This is a genomic window from Pseudoclavibacter sp. RFBJ3 (assembly GCF_002931375.1).
Classification (GTDB): Bacteria; Actinomycetota; Actinomycetes; order Actinomycetales; family Microbacteriaceae; genus Pseudoclavibacter.
Genome location: NZ_PSXZ01000001.1, coordinates 360284 through 380261 on the forward strand (window position 1 = coordinate 360284; position 19978 = coordinate 380261).

The 19978-nt window shown below is 69.6% G+C and carries 15 protein-coding genes; 8 read left to right on the top strand and 7 right to left on the bottom strand.

Translation table 11 applies throughout. The annotated features are described in order from the left end of the window. Nucleotides 1-7: 7 nt before the first annotated feature. From C5E07_RS01700 to C5E07_RS01720, 5 genes are all read left to right on the top strand, one after another. On the top strand, nt 8-1426 hold the full coding sequence (locus C5E07_RS01700; protein ID WP_146080464.1) for a CaiB/BaiF CoA-transferase family protein: 1419 nt from the start codon (nt 8-10) through the stop codon (nt 1424-1426). Further along, entirely contained in the window at nt 1423-2688 is a 1266-nt protein-coding gene (locus C5E07_RS01705) for an extracellular solute-binding protein (protein ID WP_146080465.1), read from the top strand. The genes C5E07_RS01700 and C5E07_RS01705 overlap by 4 nt, the downstream gene beginning before the upstream one ends. Beyond that, nucleotides 2685-3479: an enoyl-CoA hydratase/isomerase family protein gene (locus tag C5E07_RS01710; protein ID WP_104298179.1), complete on the top strand. Its 795-nt coding sequence runs from the start codon at nt 2685-2687 to the stop codon at nt 3477-3479. The genes C5E07_RS01705 and C5E07_RS01710 overlap by 4 nt, the downstream gene beginning before the upstream one ends. A 731-nt stretch (nt 3480-4210) precedes the next feature. Next, on the top strand, nt 4211-5431 hold the full coding sequence (locus tag C5E07_RS01715) for a fumarylacetoacetate hydrolase family protein (protein ID WP_104244997.1): 1221 nt from the start codon (nt 4211-4213) through the stop codon (nt 5429-5431). After that, nucleotides 5428-6456, top strand: a complete 1029-nt coding sequence (locus C5E07_RS01720) for a LacI family DNA-binding transcriptional regulator (RefSeq protein ID WP_219819572.1) — start codon at nt 5428-5430, stop codon at nt 6454-6456. Before C5E07_RS01715 ends, C5E07_RS01720 begins: the two co-directional genes overlap by 4 nt. Before the next feature lie 131 nt (nt 6457-6587). On the opposite strand, the gene C5E07_RS01725 is transcribed toward C5E07_RS01720, so the two are convergent. The 6 genes from C5E07_RS01725 to C5E07_RS01750 all read right to left on the bottom strand — a co-directional run bounded on the left by C5E07_RS01725 (nt 6588) and on the right by C5E07_RS01750 (nt 13902). Beyond that, complete coding sequence (locus C5E07_RS01725) at nt 6588-8162, bottom strand: AMP-binding protein (protein ID WP_219820132.1); 1575 nt, start codon at nt 8160-8162, stop codon at nt 6588-6590. A 156-nt stretch (nt 8163-8318) separates the two neighbouring features. Continuing rightward, complete coding sequence (locus C5E07_RS01730) at nt 8319-8732, bottom strand: RidA family protein (protein WP_104244985.1); 414 nt, start codon at nt 8730-8732, stop codon at nt 8319-8321. 276 nt (nt 8733-9008) lie between these two features. Further along, the gene (locus tag C5E07_RS01735) at nt 9009-10043 is read right to left on the bottom strand and encodes an ABC transporter permease (RefSeq protein WP_104298181.1); all 1035 of its coding nucleotides are present in this window, start codon (nt 10041-10043) and stop codon (nt 9009-9011) included. Beyond that, the gene (locus C5E07_RS01740; protein ID WP_104298182.1) at nt 10040-11059 is read right to left on the bottom strand and encodes an ABC transporter permease; all 1020 of its coding nucleotides are present in this window, start codon (nt 11057-11059) and stop codon (nt 10040-10042) included. The genes C5E07_RS01735 and C5E07_RS01740 overlap by 4 nt, the downstream gene beginning before the upstream one ends. Next, nucleotides 11056-12744 (bottom strand): sugar ABC transporter ATP-binding protein, encoded by a 1689-nt coding sequence (locus C5E07_RS01745; RefSeq protein ID WP_104298183.1) that lies wholly within the window; start codon nt 12742-12744, stop codon nt 11056-11058. Before C5E07_RS01745 ends, C5E07_RS01740 begins: the two co-directional genes overlap by 4 nt. A 75-nt stretch (nt 12745-12819) precedes the next feature. After that, on the bottom strand, nt 12820-13902 hold the full coding sequence (locus C5E07_RS01750; RefSeq protein WP_104298184.1) for a substrate-binding domain-containing protein: 1083 nt from the start codon (nt 13900-13902) through the stop codon (nt 12820-12822). 317 nt (nt 13903-14219) lie between these two features. Here C5E07_RS01750 and C5E07_RS01755 point away from each other — a divergent pair, with 317 nt between their 5' ends. After that, nucleotides 14220-15008: a hypothetical protein gene (locus C5E07_RS01755; RefSeq protein ID WP_104298185.1), complete on the top strand. Its 789-nt coding sequence runs from the start codon at nt 14220-14222 to the stop codon at nt 15006-15008. A gap of 149 nt (nt 15009-15157) precedes the next feature. Here the strand turns inward: C5E07_RS01755 and C5E07_RS01760 are convergent, their stop codons facing one another. Continuing rightward, nucleotides 15158-16492 (bottom strand): uracil-xanthine permease family protein, encoded by a 1335-nt coding sequence (locus C5E07_RS01760; RefSeq protein ID WP_104240255.1) that lies wholly within the window; start codon nt 16490-16492, stop codon nt 15158-15160. Between the two features lie 294 nt (nt 16493-16786). On the opposite strand from C5E07_RS01760, the gene C5E07_RS01765 reads away from it, so the two are divergent. Both C5E07_RS01765 and C5E07_RS01770 read left to right on the top strand, forming a co-directional pair. Further along, nucleotides 16787-18247 (top strand): NCS2 family permease, encoded by a 1461-nt coding sequence (locus C5E07_RS01765; RefSeq protein ID WP_104240336.1) that lies wholly within the window; start codon nt 16787-16789, stop codon nt 18245-18247. A 136-nt stretch (nt 18248-18383) separates the two neighbouring features. Then, the gene (locus C5E07_RS01770) at nt 18384-19973 is read left to right on the top strand and encodes a carboxylesterase/lipase family protein (RefSeq protein WP_104298186.1); all 1590 of its coding nucleotides are present in this window, start codon (nt 18384-18386) and stop codon (nt 19971-19973) included. Nucleotides 19974-19978: the final 5 nt, after the last annotated feature.

The window sequence follows — 19978 nt, forward strand, 5'->3', positions numbered from 1 at the left end:
GAACACCATGAGCGGCGCAGACGGCACCAGCGACACCCACCAAGCAGACTCCGGGGCAGGCGGTGGGATCCTCTCCGGCATCCGCGTGCTCGACTGCTCGATCGCCATGGCCGGCCCCTTCGCCGCGCAGCGCCTCGGCGACCTCGGCGCCGACGTCATCAAGGTCGAACCACCAGCAGGCGAATGGCAGCGCCACGCACCGGCCGGAGGCGCGGCGGGCAACGAGATCAACGTCTCCTTCCTCTCCCTCAACCGCAACAAGCGCTCCATCGCGCTCGACCTCAAGTCCGACGACGGCCGCGAAGTGCTGCGAGAGCTCGTCGCCACGAGCGACGTGTTCCTCCAGAACTACCGGCCGGGTGTCGCCGCCCGCCTCGGCGTCGACTACGAGACGCTGCGCGCCATCAACCCCAGCATCGTCTACGTGTCCGTCTCCGGATACGGCGAGGACGGGCCCTACAAGATGCGCCCAGGCCAGGACCTTCTGCTCCAGGCCATGAGCGGTGCCATGCTCTCCACGGGCCGCGACGGCGAACCCCCGCAGGCCGCCGGCCAGTACCTCGTCGACGCCATCACCGCATCCACCGCCTTCGAAGGCGTGCTCGCGGCGCTCTTCCACCGGGAGCGCACGGGCGAAGGCCAGCTCGTGACCGTCAACATGCTCGACGCCATCACGACCCTGCAGATGCAGGAGCTGTCCGTGTTCACCGCAGGCGGCGTGCCCCAGCAGCGCAGCGCCGAACCGCACGCGCACGTCTACATCCGCTCGCCCTACGGCTCCTTCGCGACCTCGGACGGCTTCATCGTGCTCGCCATGCCCGACCTCGAAGAGCTCGGCCGCACGATCGGGGAGGACAGCTTCATCGGCCTCCACACGCTCGACGACTCGTGGCGCCTCCGCGACGAGGTCTTCGCCAAGACCGCCGCCCGCCTCGCGACCAACACGAGCGCGCACTGGCTCGACGCCTTCTCGAAGACCTCGATCTGGGCCGGCCCCGTGTACGGCTACGCCGACCTCGTCGCCGACCCGCAGATCGCGCACAACGGCACCTTCGTCGAATACGAGCACCCGACCGAAGGGCTCGTCAAGACGCCGGGCTTCCCCTACAAGTTCTCCAAGACGCCCGCCCGCATCGACCGTGGCGCGCCCCTCACCGGTGAGCACACACGCGAGATCCTCGGCGAGCTCGGTCACGCCGCCGCGCACATCACGGAGCTCGCCGAGCGCGGCGCCATCGCCGTGCGCGACACCCTGACGAACGTGCAGGAGCACCTCGACGGCGCCGTGCTCGCCGACGGCGCCGTCCTGCCGGGCGGATCGGACGCGGCGCTGCCGGGAGAAGGCGCACCGGAGAGTGTCGCCGCGGCCGCCCCCGCGGCCGCCCCAGCGCCGGCCCACGCGGAAGCCGCCGGCGAACGATCATGAGCGAGAGCTCGCCGTCCTCCCCGGACACCAGCACGGGCGGGGCCCGCTACCGGGGCCTTACCTGGGACCACCCCCGCGGCCGGAACGCGCTCGAAGCGGCGGCAGCGCTCACCGCCGCAGCCCCTGGAAGCCGACAGGCGCTGATCGAGTGGGACGCGCATCCGCTCGAAGGCTTCGAATCGGCCCCCATCGCCGAGTTGGCCGAGCGCTACGACCTCATCGTGCTCGACCACCCCCACCTCGGCGAAGCGCTCGCGAGCGGCTCGTTCGTGCCGCTCGAGGAGATCTTCGACGCCGCCCTGCTCGACCGCGTGGCCGCCGACGCCATCGGCCCGAGCTTCACCTCCTACTCGCTCCAGGGCTCGCAGTGGGCGCTGCCGCTCGACGCCGCGACGCAGGTCTCCGCCGCCAGGGCCGACCTCCTCGCGGGCGAGATTCCGAACACCTGGGACGACGTCCTCGCCCTCTCGGAGCGCACCAGCGTGGCCCTCTCGCTGGCTGGCCCCCACGCCTTCCTCACCTTCGCGTCCGTGCTCGCGGGCGCTGGCGCGCCGCTTGCCGACGCCCCCGACTGTGGCTCCCTCTTCTCCTCCCGCCCCCTCGCCCGCGAGGCCTTCGAGGTGCTCGCGACCATCGCCCGCCGCTCACCCGCGGCGACGCACAGCGAGAACCCCATCGCCCTCCTCGAGCGCATGAGCAGCACCGACTCGCTCGCCTACGTGCCGCTCGTCTACGGCTACGTCACCTCCTCCTCACCCACCCTCCAGTTCCGGGATGCACCCCGCTGGGGCACCTCCGCCCGCCTCGGCTCCACGATCGGCGGGACCGGCATCGCCATCTCGAGACGCTGCCGCGTCACCCCGGAGCTCACCGCCCACCTCGCGTGGCTGCTCGACGCAGAGACGCAGCGCACCTTCATCCCGGAGCACGACGGCCAGCCCGGCCTCCGCTCCGCCTGGCACGACGACGCCGTCAACGAGGCCTCGCACGACTTCTACGCCAAGACCGCGACGACCATCGAAGAGTCCTGGGTGCGGCCGCGCTACGACGGGTACATCGCCTTCCAGACGGCGGCGTCCGCGCTGCTCCGCGACGCGCTGCTCGGCGACGTCTCCTCGTCGACCGACGCTGCAGCTTCGACAGCCCTCGCCGAGCGGTGCCTCGACGCGCTGGACGCGGCCTTCGCTGCATCCACGCGCATCGATGCCCCAGCCACGCGCATCCACCCAGCCACCCCAACCACCTCAGGAGTCACCCCATGACCGGCAGCGTTCCCCAGCTGGAGACCGACGAGATCCTCGTCGACCTCGACGGCTTCACCGCGACCGTCACCATCAACCGCCCCGCGAAGCTCAACTCGGTGACGCAGGAGATGTCCGACGCCCTCGTGAGCGTCGCGACCTGGGCCAACGAGAGCGACGACGTGCGCGTCGTGATCCTCACCGGGGCCGGCGAGCGCTCGTTCTGTGCGGGCAGCGACATCCGCTCCCTCGACAAGTACGCGACCCCGTGGGACTTCCGCAACCGCGAGGACTACTGCGACGCACTCCGAGCGCTGCGCAAGCCGATCATCGCCGCCATCAACGGCTACGCCTTCGGCGGCGGACTCGAGACGGCCATGATCTGCGACATCCGCCTCGCCGCCGACACCGCGTCGCTTGCCGCCCCAGAGATCAAACTCGGCTGGATCGGCGGCGGTGGCATGGCCTCGTTCCTCGCCCACTCGGCGGGCGCCAGCAACGCCGCCCTCATGCTCCTCACCGGGGACCCCATCTCCGCGCAGCAGGCTCAGGCCTGGGGCATCGTGTCCGAGGTGCTGCCGGGGGAGCAGCTGCTCGCACGCGCCCGTGAGCTCGCCGCGACCATCGCATCCCGCCCGCCCATCGCCGCCGAGACGGCGAAGGCCAACCTCCGCGCCTCGTTCAACATGGGCCAGGACGCGGCCGTCGCCTACGAACGCGACCTCCAGACCATCACCTTCGCGACCGCCGACGCCGACGAGGGCCGCGCCGCCTTCGCCGAGAAGCGCCAGGGCACCTTCCGCCGCCGTTAGCCACGGCTCGCGCCATGCTGCCGCACGTCCTGTCCCACCCCGCCGCACCTCGTCTCGTCTATCCCGTCCAGTTCAGTCCCGTCCCGTCCCGTCCCGTCCCGTCCAGTCCAGTCCAGTCCCGTCCCGTCCCGTCTCCGGGTCCTCGTCCACCCCACCAGCCCCCACCCCACTTTCGATTCGGGATGGCTTCCTCGCTTCGGGATGGGATGCAAACCATCCCGAAGCGTGAAACCCATCCCGAATCGGGTGGCGCACGGCACGCCTCGCCACCTCACGCCTCGCCACGGAACGCCACGCCACGCCACCGCACGCCACGCCACCTCCGGCCCGAACTCGAGGACCTCGCTTGACCCGCCCACTTTCGTTTCGGGATGGCTTCCTCGCCTCGGGATGGGATGCAAACCATCCCGAGGCGTCAAACCCATCCCGAATCGGGTGGCGCACGGCACGGCACGGCACGCCTCACCACCGCAGGCCTCGCCACGGAACGCCACCGCACGCCACGCCACCTCCGGCCCGAACTCGAGGACCTCGCTTGACCCGCCCACTTTCGTCTCGGGATGGCTTCCTCGCCTCGGGATGGGATGCAAACCATCCCGAGGCGTGAAACCCATCCCGAATCGGGTGGGGTGCAGACCCGAGACCCGAGACCCGAGCCCCGAGCCCCACGCCCCGAGCCCCACGACCCACGCCCCACGACAATCTTCACGACCAGAACCTCAGGAGCTCACATGACATCGCAGCAGACAGCAGCAGGCCAGCAGGCGGCAGCAGGATGGTCGGGCAGCGCAGCCCAGGCGCTCCCGGCCGACGGCACGACCGGCACTCTCGTCGGTCGCGTCTGGGACCCGGCCGTCGGCGGCCCATCTCCGGTTCTCGTGACCGAGGCGGGCGTGCTCGACCTGAGCCGGACGTTCGCGACGGTGAGCGACATCACCGAGGCCCCCGACCCGGCCGCGGCCGTGCGGGCTGCGGCAACGGATGCGCCCAGCCTCGGGTCGCTCGAGGAGCTCTTCGCGAACACGGAGCCCGATACCCGCGACGAGTCGAAGCCGTGGCTCCTCGCCCCCGTCGACCTCCACGTGCTGAAGGCAGCCGGCGTGACGTTCGCGGTCTCCATGATCGAGCGGGTCATCGAGGAGCGGGTGCGCGGCGACATCGAGGCGGCGGCACGGATGCGCGAGCAGATCCTCGCCGAGATCGGCACGGACCTCGCGAGCCTCAAGCCAGGTTCGGAGGAGGCGACGGCCCTCAAGGCGTACCTCGTGGGAGAGGGCCTGTGGAGCCAGTACCTCGAGGTCGGCATCGGACCCGACGCGGAGATCTTCACGAAGGGCCCGACGCTGTCCGCGATGGGCACGGCCGTCCAGGTGGGCGTGCACTCCTCCTCTGAGTGGAACAACCCGGAGCCGGAGGTGGCGCTGCTCATCGCATCCACGGGCGCGATCGTGGGCGCGACGCTCGCGAACGACGTGAACCTGCGCGACATCGAGGGCCGTTCGGCGCTGCTGCTGCCGAAGGCGAAGGACAACAACGCGTCGTGCGGACTCGGCCCGTTCATCCGTCTGTTCGACGGCGACTTCGACCTCGACTCGGTGCGGGGGATGACCGTGGAGCTCGACATCGTGGGCCTCGACGGCTTCACGCTGCACGGGTCGTCGGACCTCGCCCAGATCTCCCGCGACCCCGCCGACCTCGCCGCCCAGCTGCTCGGCCCCCACCACCAGTACCCGGACGGGGCCGTGCTGATGCTCGGCACCATGTTCGCGCCCATCGTCGACCGCGACCAGCCCGACCACGGCTTCACGCACCACGCCGGGGACGTCGTGCGCATCTCCTCACCTGCCCTCGGTAGTCTGGTGGGCCAGGTACAGAGCAGTGAGGGGTGTGCGCCGTGGACATTCGGGATCGCAGCGCTCATGCGCAACCTGGCGGCCAGAAGGCTGCTGTGACCAGGCGGTCGACGCAGAAGGTGACGCTCACCGACGTCGCCGCGTCTGCGGGCGTCTCGCCGCAGACGGTGTCGCGGGTGCTGCGGACGCCGGAGCTGGTGTCCGCTGACACGCTCGAGCGGGTGCAGTCGGCGATCGGCGCGCTCGGCTACGTGCCGAACCTGGCCGCGTCGAACCTCGCGTCGAACCGGTCGATGACCGTCGCTGCGATCGTCCCGTCGATCTCCGCGTCCGTGTTCGCGGATGCGCTGCACGGCTTGGAGGCGATGCTCTCGCCGTTCGGCTATCAGCTGTTCATCGGCACGACGGGGTACAGCCCCGAGCATGAGGAGGAGCTCGTCCGCGCGTTCCTGGGGCGTCGGCCGGATGGCATGTTCATCGTCGGTGCGCAGCACACGGATGCGGCATCGACGCTGCTGCGTGCATCCGGGATCCCCGTCGTCGAGGCGTGGGATTCGAGCGAGAACCCCGTCGACAACCTGATCGGCTTCTCCAACGAGGACGCCATCCGCGCGCTCGTCGAGTATGTGCAGGGCAAGGGGTACGAGCATCCGACGTTCGCGGGCTCCTTCCAGTCCGGCGACTTCCGCGCCGCGGCGAGACGCGAGAGCTTCGAGGCCTCGGTCGCCGAGCTGTACCCGGGCGAGCCGGTGCGGGTCGTCGACTCCGGGGTCGCGTCGGTGGACCTCGAGACTGGCCGTGACCTGCTCGACGCGGCGCTCCGCGAGCATCCCGAGACCGATGCGCTCATGTTCGCGAGCGATGTCTTCGCGGCGGGTGCCGTGCTGGAGTGTGCTCGCCGCGGGGTCTCCGTGCCGGGTGAGCTCGCGGTGACGGGGTTCGGCGACTTCGAGTTGTCGTCGCACCTCACGCCCACGCTCACGACGGTTGCTGTGCCGAACCGTGAGATCGGCACGAAGGCGGGCGAGCTGCTGCTGGCGCGCATGAGTCGTGGTGGCGCGGATGCTCCCCAGGGGGAGACGGTCGACCTCGGCTTCGAGATCGTGGCCCGCGAAAGCGCCTAGCGTCCCTCTTCTAGCCCCCTCTTCTCGCCGAGGGCTGAGTTGTGGTCGTTTTGCGGCCGTCTTGACGACCACAACTCAGCTCTCGGCGGGCGTAGGCGCGCGCGGGCGGGCGGGCGCGGCGCTCGCGCGCGTCAGCGGCCGCGGAGGTCCTTGCGAAGGATCTTCCCCGAGGCCGACTTCGGGATGACGTCGATGAACGCGACGGCCCGCACCTTCTTGTGGGGCGCGACGTGGCCCGCGACGAAGGCCTCGACGCCCGCCTCGTCGAGGGGCGAGCCCTCGCGGCGCACGACGAATGCCTTCGGGATCTCCTGCCCGTCGGCATCCAGCGCCCCGACGACGGCCGAGTCGGTGATGTCGGGGTGCGTGAGCAGCAGCGCCTCGAGTTCGGCGGGCGCGACCTGGTAGCCCTTGTACTTGATGAGCTCCTTGAGCCGGTCGACGATGGTGAACTCGCCCAGTGGGCCGACCGTGGCGATGTCGCCGGTGTGCAGGAAGCCGTCGCTGTCGACCGCCTCGTGGGTGGCGTCGTCGCGGCCGAGGTAGCCGAGCATGATCTGGGGTCCGCGCACCCAGATCTCGCCCGGCTCGCTCTGCCCGTCTTCGACTGCGTCGATCTCCTTGCCCGTGTCGACCGAGACGAGCTTCACCTCCGTGTTGGCGATGGGCACGCCGACGGACCCGAGCGACATGCCGGTCTCCGTGGGCGGCAGCACGTGCGTGACGGGGCTCGCCTCGCTCATCCCGTAGCCCTGCCTCGTGCGGGTACCGATGCGGTCGGCGACGGCTTTCATGAGGGCGGCGTCGATGGGGGCTGCTCCGGAGAAGACGGACCGCACGCTCGACAGGTCGAACGTGTCGATGAGCGGATGCTTCGCGAGGGCGACTGCGATGGGCGGCGCGATGAACAGGTACGTGCATCGATGCGTCTCGATGATGCGGAGGAACTCGCCGAGCTCGAACTTCGGCATGGTGACGAGTCTGGCCCGCTTCTTGATGGCGATGTCGAGGAGCACGGTCATGCCGTAGATGTGGAAGAAGGGGAGGAGCGCCAGCACGACGTCGTCGTCCTCGACGTCGAGGACGGGGTAGGTCTGCACGACGTTGGCGACGAGGTTCGTGTGGCTGAGCATGACGCCCTTCGGCTTGCCCGTCGTGCCGGATGAGTAGGGGAGCACAGCGACGTGCGTGGCGGGGTCGAAGCTCACCTCTGGGGCGGGGAGTCCCGCGGCGAGCAGCTCGCGGAGGTCGTGGTAGCCCTCTGCGCCGTCGAGGACGATGATGGCGTCCTGCTCGAGGCCGGCGGCGATGGCGCCGGCGTGCGCCTGCTGGAGGAGGGGGCTCACCGTGAAGAGGAGCTTCGCGCCGGAGTCGCGCAGCTGCGTCTCGATCTCCTCCGCGGTGTAGAGCGCGTTGATGGTGGTGGCTGTCGCGCCGGAGCGGAGGATGCCGTGGAACACCGATGCGAAGGCGGGCACGTTCGGGCAGTGGAGGGCGACGACGTCGCCGAGTCCGAGCCCGCCCCCGGCGAGCGCGCCCGCGATGAGCTCGATGTGCTGCTTGAGGGTCCCGAAGGTCGTCTCGGCGCCGGTGGTGCCGTCGACGATCGCGGTGCGGGCGGCATCTGCTTCGCTGAGCTCGGAGAAGAGGAAGTCGAAGACCGAGACGTTCGGGATCTGCTCGTCTGGGTAGGGGCTCTTGAACACGGCGATCTCCTTTGATCGATACGCGGGCGGCACGGCGGGCGGATTGCGCCCGTCCGCGCCTGTCAGGTGGGTGCACGTCTCGCACCCGCTGCCCATACTGCTGACCGCAGATGGGAGCAACCCCAGCGACCCGCTCAGGAGGACGCCGACGGCGGGTTACTCCGCAGGCGCGACGGCGGCCACGGCTTCGATCTCCACGAGCTGGTGGTCGTAGCCGAGCACGGTGACGCCGAGGAGGGTGCTCGGGACGTCGTGGTCGCCGAACGCGTCGCGGACGACCTCCCACGCGGTGACGAGGTCGGCTTGCGAGGTGGATGCGACGAGCACGCGGGTGCTGGCGACGTCGCTGAGCTCGGCCCCGGCTTCGGCGAGGGCGACGCGCAGGTTCTCGACGCACTTGGCTGCCTGCCCGGCGTAGTCCCCGATCGCGGCGGTCGTGCCGTCGTCGTTGAGCGGGCAGGCGCCGGCGGGGAAGATGAGGCGGGCGCTGGGCTCGACGGCGGAGGCGTAGGCGTACTCGGCGGCGTCGCTGAGTGTGCTGGCTCGGATGAGGGAGACGAAGGTCGACACGGGTGTTCTCCTGCGCTGGATGCTGGTCGGACGGGGGGGAGACGCTTCGGGTCGGCGGTGCGACGGGGAGGTGCGCTTCGCGGACTTCCGGAGCACAGAGAGCGTACCTACGTTCTGGGGGCGACGCAGCCGGCACGCGAGGTTGGCGAACGGTCAGGGCTGCGGCGACGGGAGTCCTCGCCGCACCACCCTTCGGCAGAGTTGTGGCCTCCTGTCGCTCCCGGGGGCGGGAACAGCAGGAGGCCACAATTCTGCGCCAGCGAGGCGGAATGCGGGCTAGCCGCGCTTGCGCCCGTAGAGGGAGATCACGACGAGGATGATGGCGCCGTAGATGAGCTGCTGCACGTTGGAGCCCAGGTTGAGGACGGTGACGAGCGTCGCGACCTGGCCGAGCACGAGCGCGCCGCCGACCGTGCCGACCACCGATCCTCGGCCGCCGAAGATGGACGCTCCACCCACGACGACTGCGGCGACGGAGGAGAGCAGGTAGCTGTCGCCCATGGTCGCGGACGCCTGCTGGAAGTAGCCGACGATGACCATGCCGGCGAAGGCGGCGAGCATGCCCGAGATGACGTACCCGGTGATGCGGATGCGGTCGACGGGGAGGCCTGCGAGCCTCGCCGTCTCGGGGGCCGCACCGACGAGGAAGAGGGAGCGTCCCCATCCGGTGTAGCTGAGGACGAGCTGCAGCACGACCATGAGCACGAGTCCGAGGGGGAGGACCGCGGCCATGGAGAGTCCGAGGACGCTGATCTGCGCGGAGGTGATCGCCGTGATGAAGTCGGGGATCTGCGTCAGCTCGGAGAAGTTGAACTGCAGCAGGATCACGCCGAACAGGAGGCCGTTCATGGCGATCGTCGTGACGATGGGGGTGAGGCCGAGCTTCGCGATGACGAGCCCGTTGAGGAGTCCGATGACGGCGCCTGCGAGGAGCGCGCCGAGGAACGCGCCGAACGGGCCGAGGGGGCCGACCATGGCGAGGAACGACAGCGCGGAGAACGCGATCGTGTTGGGGACGGACAGGTCGATGCCGGCCTGGATGACGGCGAACGTCTGCCCGAACGAGGCGATGGAGAGGATGATCGCGAAGGTCGCCGTGCCGATGAGCGACTCGATCGTGATGAGGTTCGGGCGGATGATGCCGCCGATGAGGAACAGCACGAGGAATGCGACCAGCGGCCACACGCTGCGGGGGACTCGCGCGAGCAGCGACTTGGACGGCGCGTACTCGACCTCGTGGTCGCCGGGGGCGGGGGCTCCCTCGCCTGCCGTCCCGGCATTGCCGACTGCGGCCGGAACTGTTGCGGTCATGACCGTGCTCCCTTCCGAGCGAACGACAGCTTTCGCCAGACGACGGGGATGCCCACGACCGAGACGATGATGAGCGCCGAGATGACGTACTGCCAGTACGAGTTGATGCCTGCGAAGAAGAGCAGGTTGCCGATGAGGCCGAGGGTGATGCCGGCGAGGATGGTGCCGATGATGCTGCCTCGTCCGCCCGTGAAGCTGGCGCCGGCGAGGGCGACGGCGGCGATCGAGGAGAGCAGGTAGGGGTCGCCGCTTCGCGGGTCGCCGGTCATGGTGGAGCCGGCGAGCATGATGGCGCCCGTGGCGGTGAGCACGCCGGCGATGCCGAAGGCGGCGAGCTTCGTGAGGCGGGCGTTGAGGCCCGCGGCGCGGATGCTGTCCATGTTCGATCCGACGCCGTAGATGTGCCTGCCGAGGGCGCTGCGCTGCAGGACGAACCAGAGCAGCACGGCGATGATGGTCAGCCAGACGAGGGCGACGGGCACGAAGGGGATGGCCTCGCCGCTCGTCGCAAGGTGGAACTCGGTGGTGATGTTGCCGCCTGGCCTGTCCATGACCTCGCGGGCGAGCGAGCCGAAGATGAAGGCGCTCGCCAGCGTCACCGCGATGGCGGGGAGTCCCCCGTAGGAGACGAGGAATCCGTTGAAGAGGCCGCAGGCGAGGCCGGTCGCGAGGCCGAGGAGCACGGCGATGGGGATGGGCACGACCTCGGTCTGGGCCGCGAAGACCACGTTGGAGAGGCTCATGATGGCGCCGATGGAGATGTCGATGCCGCCGACGAGCACGATGAGCAGCTGGCCGAGCGCGACGAACGCGAGCGGCACGACGAGGTTCGCGGCCGTCTGCAGCTGGAAGCGCGTGAGCAGCTCCGGGTTGATGATGAGGTAGACGACCAGGAACACGACGAACGCCGCGGCGGGGGCGAACGCGCCCTCGCGTCGCAGCCTGACGAGTCCCTGTCGGCGCGCGACGGCCCGGGTGGCCGGCTGCGCCGGTGGAGGGGTGACGGTGGCGGTCATCTGCTGCTCCTCGATGTCTTCTCGCGCGCTGCCCTGCCGCGCGTTGGCGTCTTCGCGGCTTCGCTCGCCGCTTCCTCGAGCTCGGCGGCCGAGACGGTCTGGATGCTGCCCGTCACGCCGACAGCGGCGCCGACGATGGCATCCGCGGTCAGTCGCTCACCGGCGAGCTCGTCGGTGATCTGCCCGTTGTAGAGCACGAGCACCCGGTGGCACACGTGCACGAGCTCCTCGACCTCGGTGGAGAACCAGAGGACGCCGACGCCCTGCTTCGCGAGGTCGACGATCGCGCCGTACAGCTCCTGCTTGGCACGCACGTCGATGCCGCGCGTGGGGTCGTGCAGCAGGATGACGGACCGGGAGCGGTTCATCCACCTGCCGAAGACGAGCTTCTGCTGGTTGCCGCCGGAGAGCGAGCCGGCCGCTTCGAGGGGGCCGCGCGTTCGCACGGAGAGGGCGGCGAGCACGCCGTCGAGCCAGCCGCGCTCGCGGGCGAGACGTGGCTTGCCGCCGAGCTGCCAGGCCTTGAACCAGGGCGCGAGGAGGTTCTCTCCGACGCCGAGCTCGAGCGCGAGCCCTTCCTTCTTGCGGTCTTCCGGCACGTAGCCGAGGCCGCGGCGCACGCCGCGGACGGGCGTGAGGCGGGTGACGGAGTCGCCGTCGATCGTCCACGAGTCTGCCGTGGCGGCGGATGCGCCGAACAGCGCGCGCAGCAGCTCAGCCTGCCCGTGCCCCGCGAGACCGCCGATGCCGACGATCTCGCCCGCGCCGATGGTGAGCGAGATGCCGTGCACGCCTTCGGCTCGCAGCCCTTCCACGTCGAGGACGTCGCCCTCGCGGGTCCGGGCGGGCGGGTCGGGGAAGAACCGCTCGGCCTTGCGGCCGGCCATGAGCGAGATGAGCTCGTCGTCGGTCCAGGAGCCGCGAGAGAACTCTCCGGCGAGGCCGCCGTCGCGCAGCACGATGCCGCGGTCGGCGATCTCGGCGATCTCCCCGAGTCGGTGCGACACGTAGATGACGCTGCCGCCGCGTGCGGTGAGCTCGCGGATGCGGGTGAACAGCCACTCGACACCGGGAGGGGTGAGGGCGGATGACGCTTCGTCGAGGATGAGCAGCTTCGGCTCGCCGGCGAAGGCCCGCGCGATCTCGACGAGCTGCCGGTTGGCGAGCGACAGGTCGGAGACGAGCGCCCGAGGGTCGATCTGGGGGAGGTCGAGCGAATCGAGCAGGGCGCTCGCCGCGCTGATTGCCTTCTTCTGCGAGAAGCCGCGCAGCGGTGCCCCGTCCGGGAGGCTCAGGTTCTCGGCGACGGTCCATTCGGGCACCAGGGCCAGCTCCTGGAACGCGCAGCGCACGCCGGAACGACGCGACAGTCGCACGCTCCCTGAGGCGAGCGGCGCATCCTCGACCGTGATGGTGCCGGACGTGGGGGTGACCGCGCCCGCCAGCATCTTCGCGACGGTGCTCTTTCCCGCGCCGTTCTCGCCCACGAGGGCGAGCACCTCGCCGGGGTGGCAGACGAAGCTCACCCCCTGCACGGCCTTGACCGGGCCGTAGCTCTTCACCAGGTCGGTCGCGACGAGGAGCGCCTCGCCCGACCCCGCGTTCCCGGTGCGTGCCGGCCGGGTGGCTTCCGCCTGCCCGGGCGCCGCGGCGGCGTCCGCGGCGCCCACTTCACTTGCATTCATGACTCGATGTGTCCTCGCTGATCGATTCGAGTGAGAGCTCGCGGCAGCCCTGCTGGTGAGGGCTGCCGCGGTGCCCTAGGACCCGGAGTAGTACTCCATGACGTCCTCGAGCTTCAGGTCGAGGCCGGGGAAGTCGTAGCCGAGCTGGAAGTTCGCGGGGCGATCTTCGAGGCAGTAGTCGGCGGCGTTCTCAGTGGTGATCTCGAGCGGCGGGAAGAACTGCTCGCGTTCGATCTCCTGGCCTTCGAGGAGCAGGACGGCCTGCTCGAGGCCCTTCGCGTAGATCGACGGCTGGCCGAAGATCATGTTGCCCGTGAAGCCTTCCGGGGCGTACTTGACGAGGGCGCAGGCCTCGCCGTTGTAGCCGGAGCCGCCGACGGTGGGGACGAAGGGGATGCCGGCGGCCTTGTAGGCCTCGGCCACGCCCTGGCCTCCCGTGAGGAAGGAGTAGACGCCGCCGATGTCCGGGTTGGAGCGGAGGATGTTGGCCATCGACTCCTGCGCCGTGGCCTCGTTCCAGCCGTTGGTGTCCTGGGCGACGACGGATGCGCCGCCGGCCTCGAGCGCGTCGATGACGCCCGGCATGGAGCCCTCGTTGAGGGGCACACCGGCGAGGCCCTCGAGCACCGCGACGTCCTTGTTGTCGGTGAGGTTCTCGAGCAGCCATTCGGCGCCGATGGTGCCGGCGCTCGCCCAGTCGGTGGAGACGGTGTAGACGTCCTCGCTCTCGTAGGGCCCGCCGTTGGCGATCACGGGGATGCCCTGCGCGGTCGCCTGCGCGATGGCGGGGTCCGCGCCGCTGGAGGAGGCCGGGTCGAAGAGGATGAGGTCGACGCCGTCGGCGATGAGGTTCTGCATGGCGGCGTTCTGCTGGGCCGCGTCGTTGTCGTCGGTGCGCACGATCTTGAGCTCGACCTTGTCGATGTACTCGGGGGAGTTCGCGAGCGCCTGGAGGGAGGCGAGGCCCATCTCGCGCCAGGCCTGGCCGCCGAGGGGCTGCTGGAAGCCGATGACGAACTTGCCGTCCTCGCCTCCTGCGGAACCGCCGCCACCTTCTGCCGGTGCGCTCGTGCATCCGGCGAGGAGGACCACGGCGGAGGCCGTGGCGACGAGTGCTGTGCCCATCCTGAAGCGCGATTTGGGTCGACGAGTGTGCATGATTTCTCCTTTGAAATCTGGCGGATGCTGCTGGCGGCGTGAGTGGGGTGGAGGGCCTCTGACCGAGATCCGGGGCTGTTCGCCAGCTTGCTTCGTGACACTAGCCCAAAAATGGCAGCGCTACCAGTAGCGCTGCCAAATTGGCTGTGGACAGTTATCCGAATGCGGTCGCCAAGCCGGTGGCGGGTCTCCGTGAGCTGTCCCGCGCGTCTTGCCGCACATGTCTGCTGGGGTGGGGAAGGGCCTGAGTGGCTGAGGGGTCTGCGGCCGGGGCGGGGCTGCGCTGAGTAGTGTGGCCAAGGACGAGGGGATGCGACGTGAGACCACAAGCGGAGATTCCAGAGGCCGTCGGCGCGAAGACGCGAGCGCGGCTCCAGGAGACGCTCGCGCGACGTGCCGAGCTGCTCGGTGGCGGGGCGGATGCACGCGCCGAGTCGAGCGAGAATGCGGGTGCTGCCGCATCCACCGGAGCATCCACCCCGGCACCCACACACCCAGCGCCCGAGCCGACCTCGGGTGCCGCCGAGAGCATCGGCGAGGCGTCCCGGCACGAGTGGGTGGCGCCGCCGATGCACTCCGACGCGGCGATCCGCGCGCAGACCGGGCAGGGATGGGACGACTGGATCGACGCGATCGACGCGGGTGTGGGGCGCGACGCGGCGCATCCGCGCATCGTCGAGTGGGTCATGGCGAACTCGGCGCAGAACGGCTGGTGGAGCCAGGGCATCGCGGTCAGCTTCGAGCGCATGACGGGCCGGCGTCTCGCGGGGCAGATGCCGGACGGCACGTTCACGGCGAACCGCTCGCGAACGCTGCCCGTCGACCGCGAGGTGCTCAGGGCGCTGATCGCCGACGACGCGGCCCGGGGTGCGCTGCTCGGCTTCGAGACGGAGTTCCGCTCCAAGGTCGCGTCGAAGACCTACAAGGTGCTCATCGCTCGCGACGCGCAGCCGTTCGGTGGGCTCCTGTTCACGTTCGACGCTGCACCGAACGGGCGCACGAAGCTCGCGATCGCGCACGAGAAGCTGCAGGTGGTCGACGAGATCGAGCTGTGGAAAGCCCACTGGGGCGCATGGCTTGACGCCCTCGAGCTGGCCCTCTCCTAGCCCTCCTAGCCCTCCTAGCCCTCCTCACTCTCCCTCCCTCCCTCCTCTCCCGAACGTCGAAAGCGGACTTGTGGTCGTCAAACTCGAGGTTTGACGACCACAAGTCCGCTTTCGGCAGAGTTGAGGGGTGGGCGTAGCGAGGGATGCGGCTAGCGCGTTGTGCGCTCCGCATCCGCTGCCCCGTCGGCGCCGGCGACGAGGTCGTCACCAGCGTCGTCGGCGTCGGAGCCACGGAGCCGGGCGATGCCGCTCATGAGGTGGTAGACGACGAGCGTCGCCACGGTGCCGAGGACGATGCCGCCGAACGTGACCTGACCGCTGTTGATGGTGAAGTCGCCGATCGCGACGATGAGGCCGACGCCCGCCGTGAACTGGTTGGTCGGTGACGAGAAGTCGACCTTGTTCTCGAGCCAGATGCGCACGCCGATGATGCCGATCAGGCCGTACAGGGCGGTGGTGATGCCGCCGAGCACACCGCCGGGGACGCTCGCGATGAGCACGCCCACCTTGGGGGAGAGGGCGAGGAGGATGGCGGCGATCGCCGCGACCCAGTATGCGGCCGTCGAGTAGACGCGGGTTGCCGACATGACGCCGATGTTCTCGCCGTACGTGGTCGTGGGGGAGCCGCCGCCGAAGCCGGAGAGCACGGTCGCGAGGCCGTCCGCGAGCAGCGCGCGGCCGGCCATGGGGTCGAGGTTGCGGTTCGTGAGCTGGCCGACGCCCTTCACGTGACCGACGTTCTCGGCGATGAGCGCGAGCACGACGGGCACGAACATGAGGTAGACGAGGAGGTGCTCGGCGGCGAAGACGGGGGCCGTGAACGTGGGGAGCCCGATCCACGCGGCCTCGTCGAGCCCGGCGAGGTCGACCTGGCCCATGAACGCGGCGACGATGTAGCCGACGACCACGCCGATGAGGATCGACAGGCGACCGATCATGCCCTTGAAGGCGACGGCGACGACGATGACCGTCAGCAGCGTGATGGAGGCGACGATCGGGGAGGCTTCGAAGTTGTTCTTCGCGGCGGGTGCGAGGTTGAAGCCGATGAGGGCGACGATCGTTCCTGCCACGACGGGCGGCATGAGCAGGTTGATCCAGCGCGTGCCCGCGAGGTTCACGATGAGGCCGACGACGGCGAGGAGCGCGCCGACGACGATGATGCCGGCGAGGGCGACGCCCTGCCCGTCGGATGCGACGGCGGCGAGGATCGGCGCGATGAACGCGAACGATGAGCCGAGGTAGCTGGGCACCCGGTTGCGGGTGATGAGGAGGAACAGCATCGTGCCGATGCCGGAGAACAGCAGCGTCGTCGATGGCGGGAAGCCGGTGAGCAGCGGCACCAGGAATGTCGCTCCGAACATCGCGACGACGTGCTGCGCGCCGAGGCCGATGGTGCGCGGCCAGGTGAGCCGCTCCTCGGGGAGCACGATGTCGCTCGCGGGGACGTTCTTGCCGTCTCCGTGCAGTTTCCAGGGCAGTGCCACGGTGGTCTCGCTTCCAGGTCGTTCGGCGGGGTTGGGCCTGCGCGGGGGAGCGGCGCGTGACCTCTACGAGATTAGGGGATCGGGTGAGGGTCGGCGCGCCCGGGGTCGCGGCGGGGTCGGTCGCTGCGTTCGGTGCGCGCCTCGCGGGTCTCGCGCGCTGACTACGCTTGTCCCTGTTAACGCGAGCAGCACGATCAGGGGAGCCGCATGAGCGACAGCCACGAGTCCGCAGGCGATCACGAGCAGGCGGGAGCTGGCGACCTCGGTCACGCGGCGGCTCCGGCCCGCGCGACGATGGTCGCGCCGACGAGACGCGGCAGCGGCTCGACGTTCAAGGAGCGCATCGACACGTTCTTCGAGATCACGCATCGGGGCTCGAGCGTGCCGCGGGAGATCCGCGGCGGGCTCGTCACGTTCATGACGATGGCGTACATCGTCATCCTGAACCCGCTCATCCTCGGCGGCTTCTCGCAGGACCAGGCCACGCTCGACGTGGAGGGCGGTTGGCTGCAGGCCTCGCAGGTGGCGGCGGTCACGGGGCTCACGGCGGGTGTGATGACGATCCTCTTCGGTGTCATCGCGAACCTGCCGTTCGGTCTCGCAGCGGGGCTCGGCATCAACTCCTTCCTGGCCGTCAACGTCGTGCAGCAGGTGACGTGGGCTGAGGCGATGGGGCTCGTCGTCATCAACGGCCTGGTCATCGTGGTGCTCTCGGCGACCCGTCTGCGCGAGATGATCTTCCACGCCGTGCCGCCGCAGCTGAAGACGGCGATCACGGTGGGCATCGGCCTGTTCCTGGCCTTCATCGGGCTCGTGGATGCGGGCTTCGTCACATCCTCGGGGAACGCGTCGCCGCCCGTCCAGCTGGGTGTCGGCGGCTCGGTCACTACGGTGCCGACGCTCATCTTCGTGGTGGGGCTCATCGTGATGGGCGTGCTCATGGCGCGCCGCGTGAAGGGCGCGCTGCTCATCGGAATCGTCGGCACGACGGTCGTCGCGGTTGTGGTCGAGGCGATCATGAAGCTCGGCCCGGCGTTCGAGAACGAGGGCGGATGGTCGCTCAACGTGCCGGTGCTGCCGACGCAGATCGTCTCGGTCCCGGACCTGGGCCTGATCGGCGCGTTCGATTTCGGCGCGTTCGAGCGCATCGGCGTCCTGGCGGGCGTGATGCTCGTCTTCACGCTCGTGTTCACGAACTTCTTCGACGCGGTCGGCTCCCTGACGGGTCTCACGCGCGAAGCGGGCCTGCAGGACAAGCAGGGCAACTTCCCTCGCCTCAAATCGTCGCTGGTCGTCGAGGGCATCGGCGCCGTCGCGGGTGGCGCGACGTCGAGCTCGTCGAACACGATCTTCGTCGACTCTGCGGCCGGAGTCGGCGAGGGGGCCCGCACTGGCCTCGCGAGCGTCGTGACGGGCGTCATGTTCCTGCTCGCGATGTTCTTCACCCCGTTGACGCAGATCGTGCCGCTCGAGGTGGCCGCCGCGGCGCTGGTCGTCGTCGGTGTGCTCATGGTGTCTCAGGTGCGCGAGCTGAAGTGGGACGACTTCTCCGTCGCGCTCCCCGTGTTCTTGACGATCGTCATCATGCCGCTCACCTACTCCATCGCGAACGGCATCGGCGCCGGCTTCATCTCGTGGGTGCTCGTGCAGACCCTCACGGGCAAGGCCCGCAAGGTGTCTCCGCTGCTGTGGATCGTGGCGGTCGGCTTCCTCATCTACTTCGCCCGGGGCCCCATCGAGGGCATGTTCGAGTAGTCCCGCTCGGCTGGCGGGACGCGTCCATCCCGTGACGTGACGCGCACGAGTCGGCCGGCTCCGCGGCACGCCGCAGCTGGCGTGTGCGGTGGGAAGCTGGCACTCCACTCGTCCCTCCCGAACGCCGGAGCAGCTCATGGACTCAGCCGCTGGACCGAACACGACCCCCCGAGGCCTCTCCGTCTCGGATCCGCTCGTCGAAACGCGAGACGGAACGCTTCGCGGGACTTCAGACGGACGCACCGAGCGCTGGCTCGGTGTCCGCTATGCGCAGGCGCCAACAGGTGATCGCCGCTGGCGTGCCCCGGTGCCCGTGGAGTCGTGGGCGGGAGTGCGGGACGCGCGAGCCCTTCCGCCGATCGCCCCGCAGCTTCGCATGAAGGCTGTCGACATGGGGGAGCGAGCGATGACGGATGAGGACTGCCTGTTCGTGAACGTGTGGCGCCCAACGGCGGCCGGTGAACCTGGTGCGGCCCCGCGGGCCGTCATGGTGTGGGTACACGGCGGCGCGTACGTGATCGGAGGAACCTCGGAGCCGATCTACGACGGGGCGGCGCTGGCGGAGCGCGGCGACCTGATCGTCGTGTCGCTCGGCTACCGTCTCGGCGGTCTCGGATTCCTCGAGCTCTCGACGCTCGAGGGAGCAGCGCAGGCGTTCGATTCGAACCTCGCGATGCGGGATGTTCTCTGCGCGCTCGAGTGGGTGCAGACGAACATCGGCGCGTTCGGAGGTGACCCCGAACGGGTGACGGTCTTCGGGGAGTCAGCTGGTGCAGGCATCGTCTCGACGTTGCTCGCGACGCCGTCAGCGCGGGGACTGCTCTCCGCGGCGATCGTCGAGAGTTCACCGGCGACGAGCATGTACGGCCTTGCACGAGCGAAGATCGTGGCCGAGCGATTCGTCGCCAAGCTGGGCATCGACGATGCTGCCGCGCTGCGTGCGCTCCCGGTCTCGAGCATCATCGAGACCTCGGCCGAGCTGTTCGCTGAGATCCCGACCGAGTTTCCAGGGACGCTTGCGTTCGCGCCTGTCGTCGACGGAGATCTGGTTCCGGAGCATCCAGTGACGGTGCTCAGCGAGGGCCGAGGGCTGCCTGTTCCGCTCATCATCGGAACGAATCGTGATGAGGCGACGTTCTTCAAGGCCTCGAACTCACCACTGCTTCCGGTCGGTGAGCAAGCGCTGACGACCATGATCACCTCCATCGCCGCCGAGAACCCCACCGTCGAGATGCCGGATCGCGAGCACATCCTGGAGGCCTATGAGGGCGTCCGGCAACGGCTTGTGGGCCTCGGCGTGGTGAGGGATGTGGCCTTCCGGATGCCGACGGCGTGGATAGCTGAGGGCCACTCGCGGATCGCCCCCACGTTCCTCTACAGATTCGACTTCTCGACACCGCTGTTGAGAGTGCTCCGACTCGGCGCGACGCATGCGTCCGAGCTTTCGCTCGTCTGGGGCAACCTCGACACTGACCCTCGTGGACTGGCGTACAAACTCGGCGGGCGAAGGCAAGCCGGGGAGGTGTCTGACCGGATGCTCGCCCTCTGGACGTCGTTCGCGCGCGAGGGGCGGCCCACCGACGGGGGCTTGCCGGGCGCGGTGCCGTGGCCCGCGTTTGGGGCGGCCCGCTCGACCCTCGTCATCGACCATGCAGATCGGGTCGTCGACGACCTCGACGCGGACCTCCGTACCGCCTGGGGCGACCGGGCTTTCTCGCTCAGCTGAGCCGG

Bases quoted from the DNA above. Each gene is read 5' to 3' on its own strand.
- C5E07_RS01745 (WP_104298183.1), bottom strand. From the start codon at position 12,744: ATGAATGCAAGTGAAGTGGGCGCCGCGGACGCCGCCGCGGCGCCCGGG.
- C5E07_RS01750 (WP_104298184.1), bottom strand. From the start codon at position 13,902: ATGCACACTCGTCGACCCAAATCGCGCTTCAGGATGGGCACAGCACTC.
- C5E07_RS01715 (WP_104244997.1), top strand. From the start codon at position 4,211: ATGACATCGCAGCAGACAGCAGCAGGCCAGCAGGCGGCAGCAGGATGG.
- C5E07_RS01735 (WP_104298181.1), bottom strand. From the start codon at position 10,043: ATGACCGCAACAGTTCCGGCCGCAGTCGGCAATGCCGGGACGGCAGGC.
- C5E07_RS01700 (WP_146080464.1), top strand. From the start codon at position 8: ATGAGCGGCGCAGACGGCACCAGCGACACCCACCAAGCAGACTCCGGG.
- C5E07_RS01710 (WP_104298179.1), top strand. From the start codon at position 2,685: ATGACCGGCAGCGTTCCCCAGCTGGAGACCGACGAGATCCTCGTCGAC.
- C5E07_RS01740 (WP_104298182.1), bottom strand. From the start codon at position 11,059: ATGACCGCCACCGTCACCCCTCCACCGGCGCAGCCGGCCACCCGGGCC.
- C5E07_RS01770 (WP_104298186.1), top strand. From the start codon at position 18,384: ATGGACTCAGCCGCTGGACCGAACACGACCCCCCGAGGCCTCTCCGTC.
- C5E07_RS01765 (WP_104240336.1), top strand. From the start codon at position 16,787: ATGGTCGCGCCGACGAGACGCGGCAGCGGCTCGACGTTCAAGGAGCGC.
- C5E07_RS01705 (WP_146080465.1), top strand. From the start codon at position 1,423: ATGAGCGAGAGCTCGCCGTCCTCCCCGGACACCAGCACGGGCGGGGCC.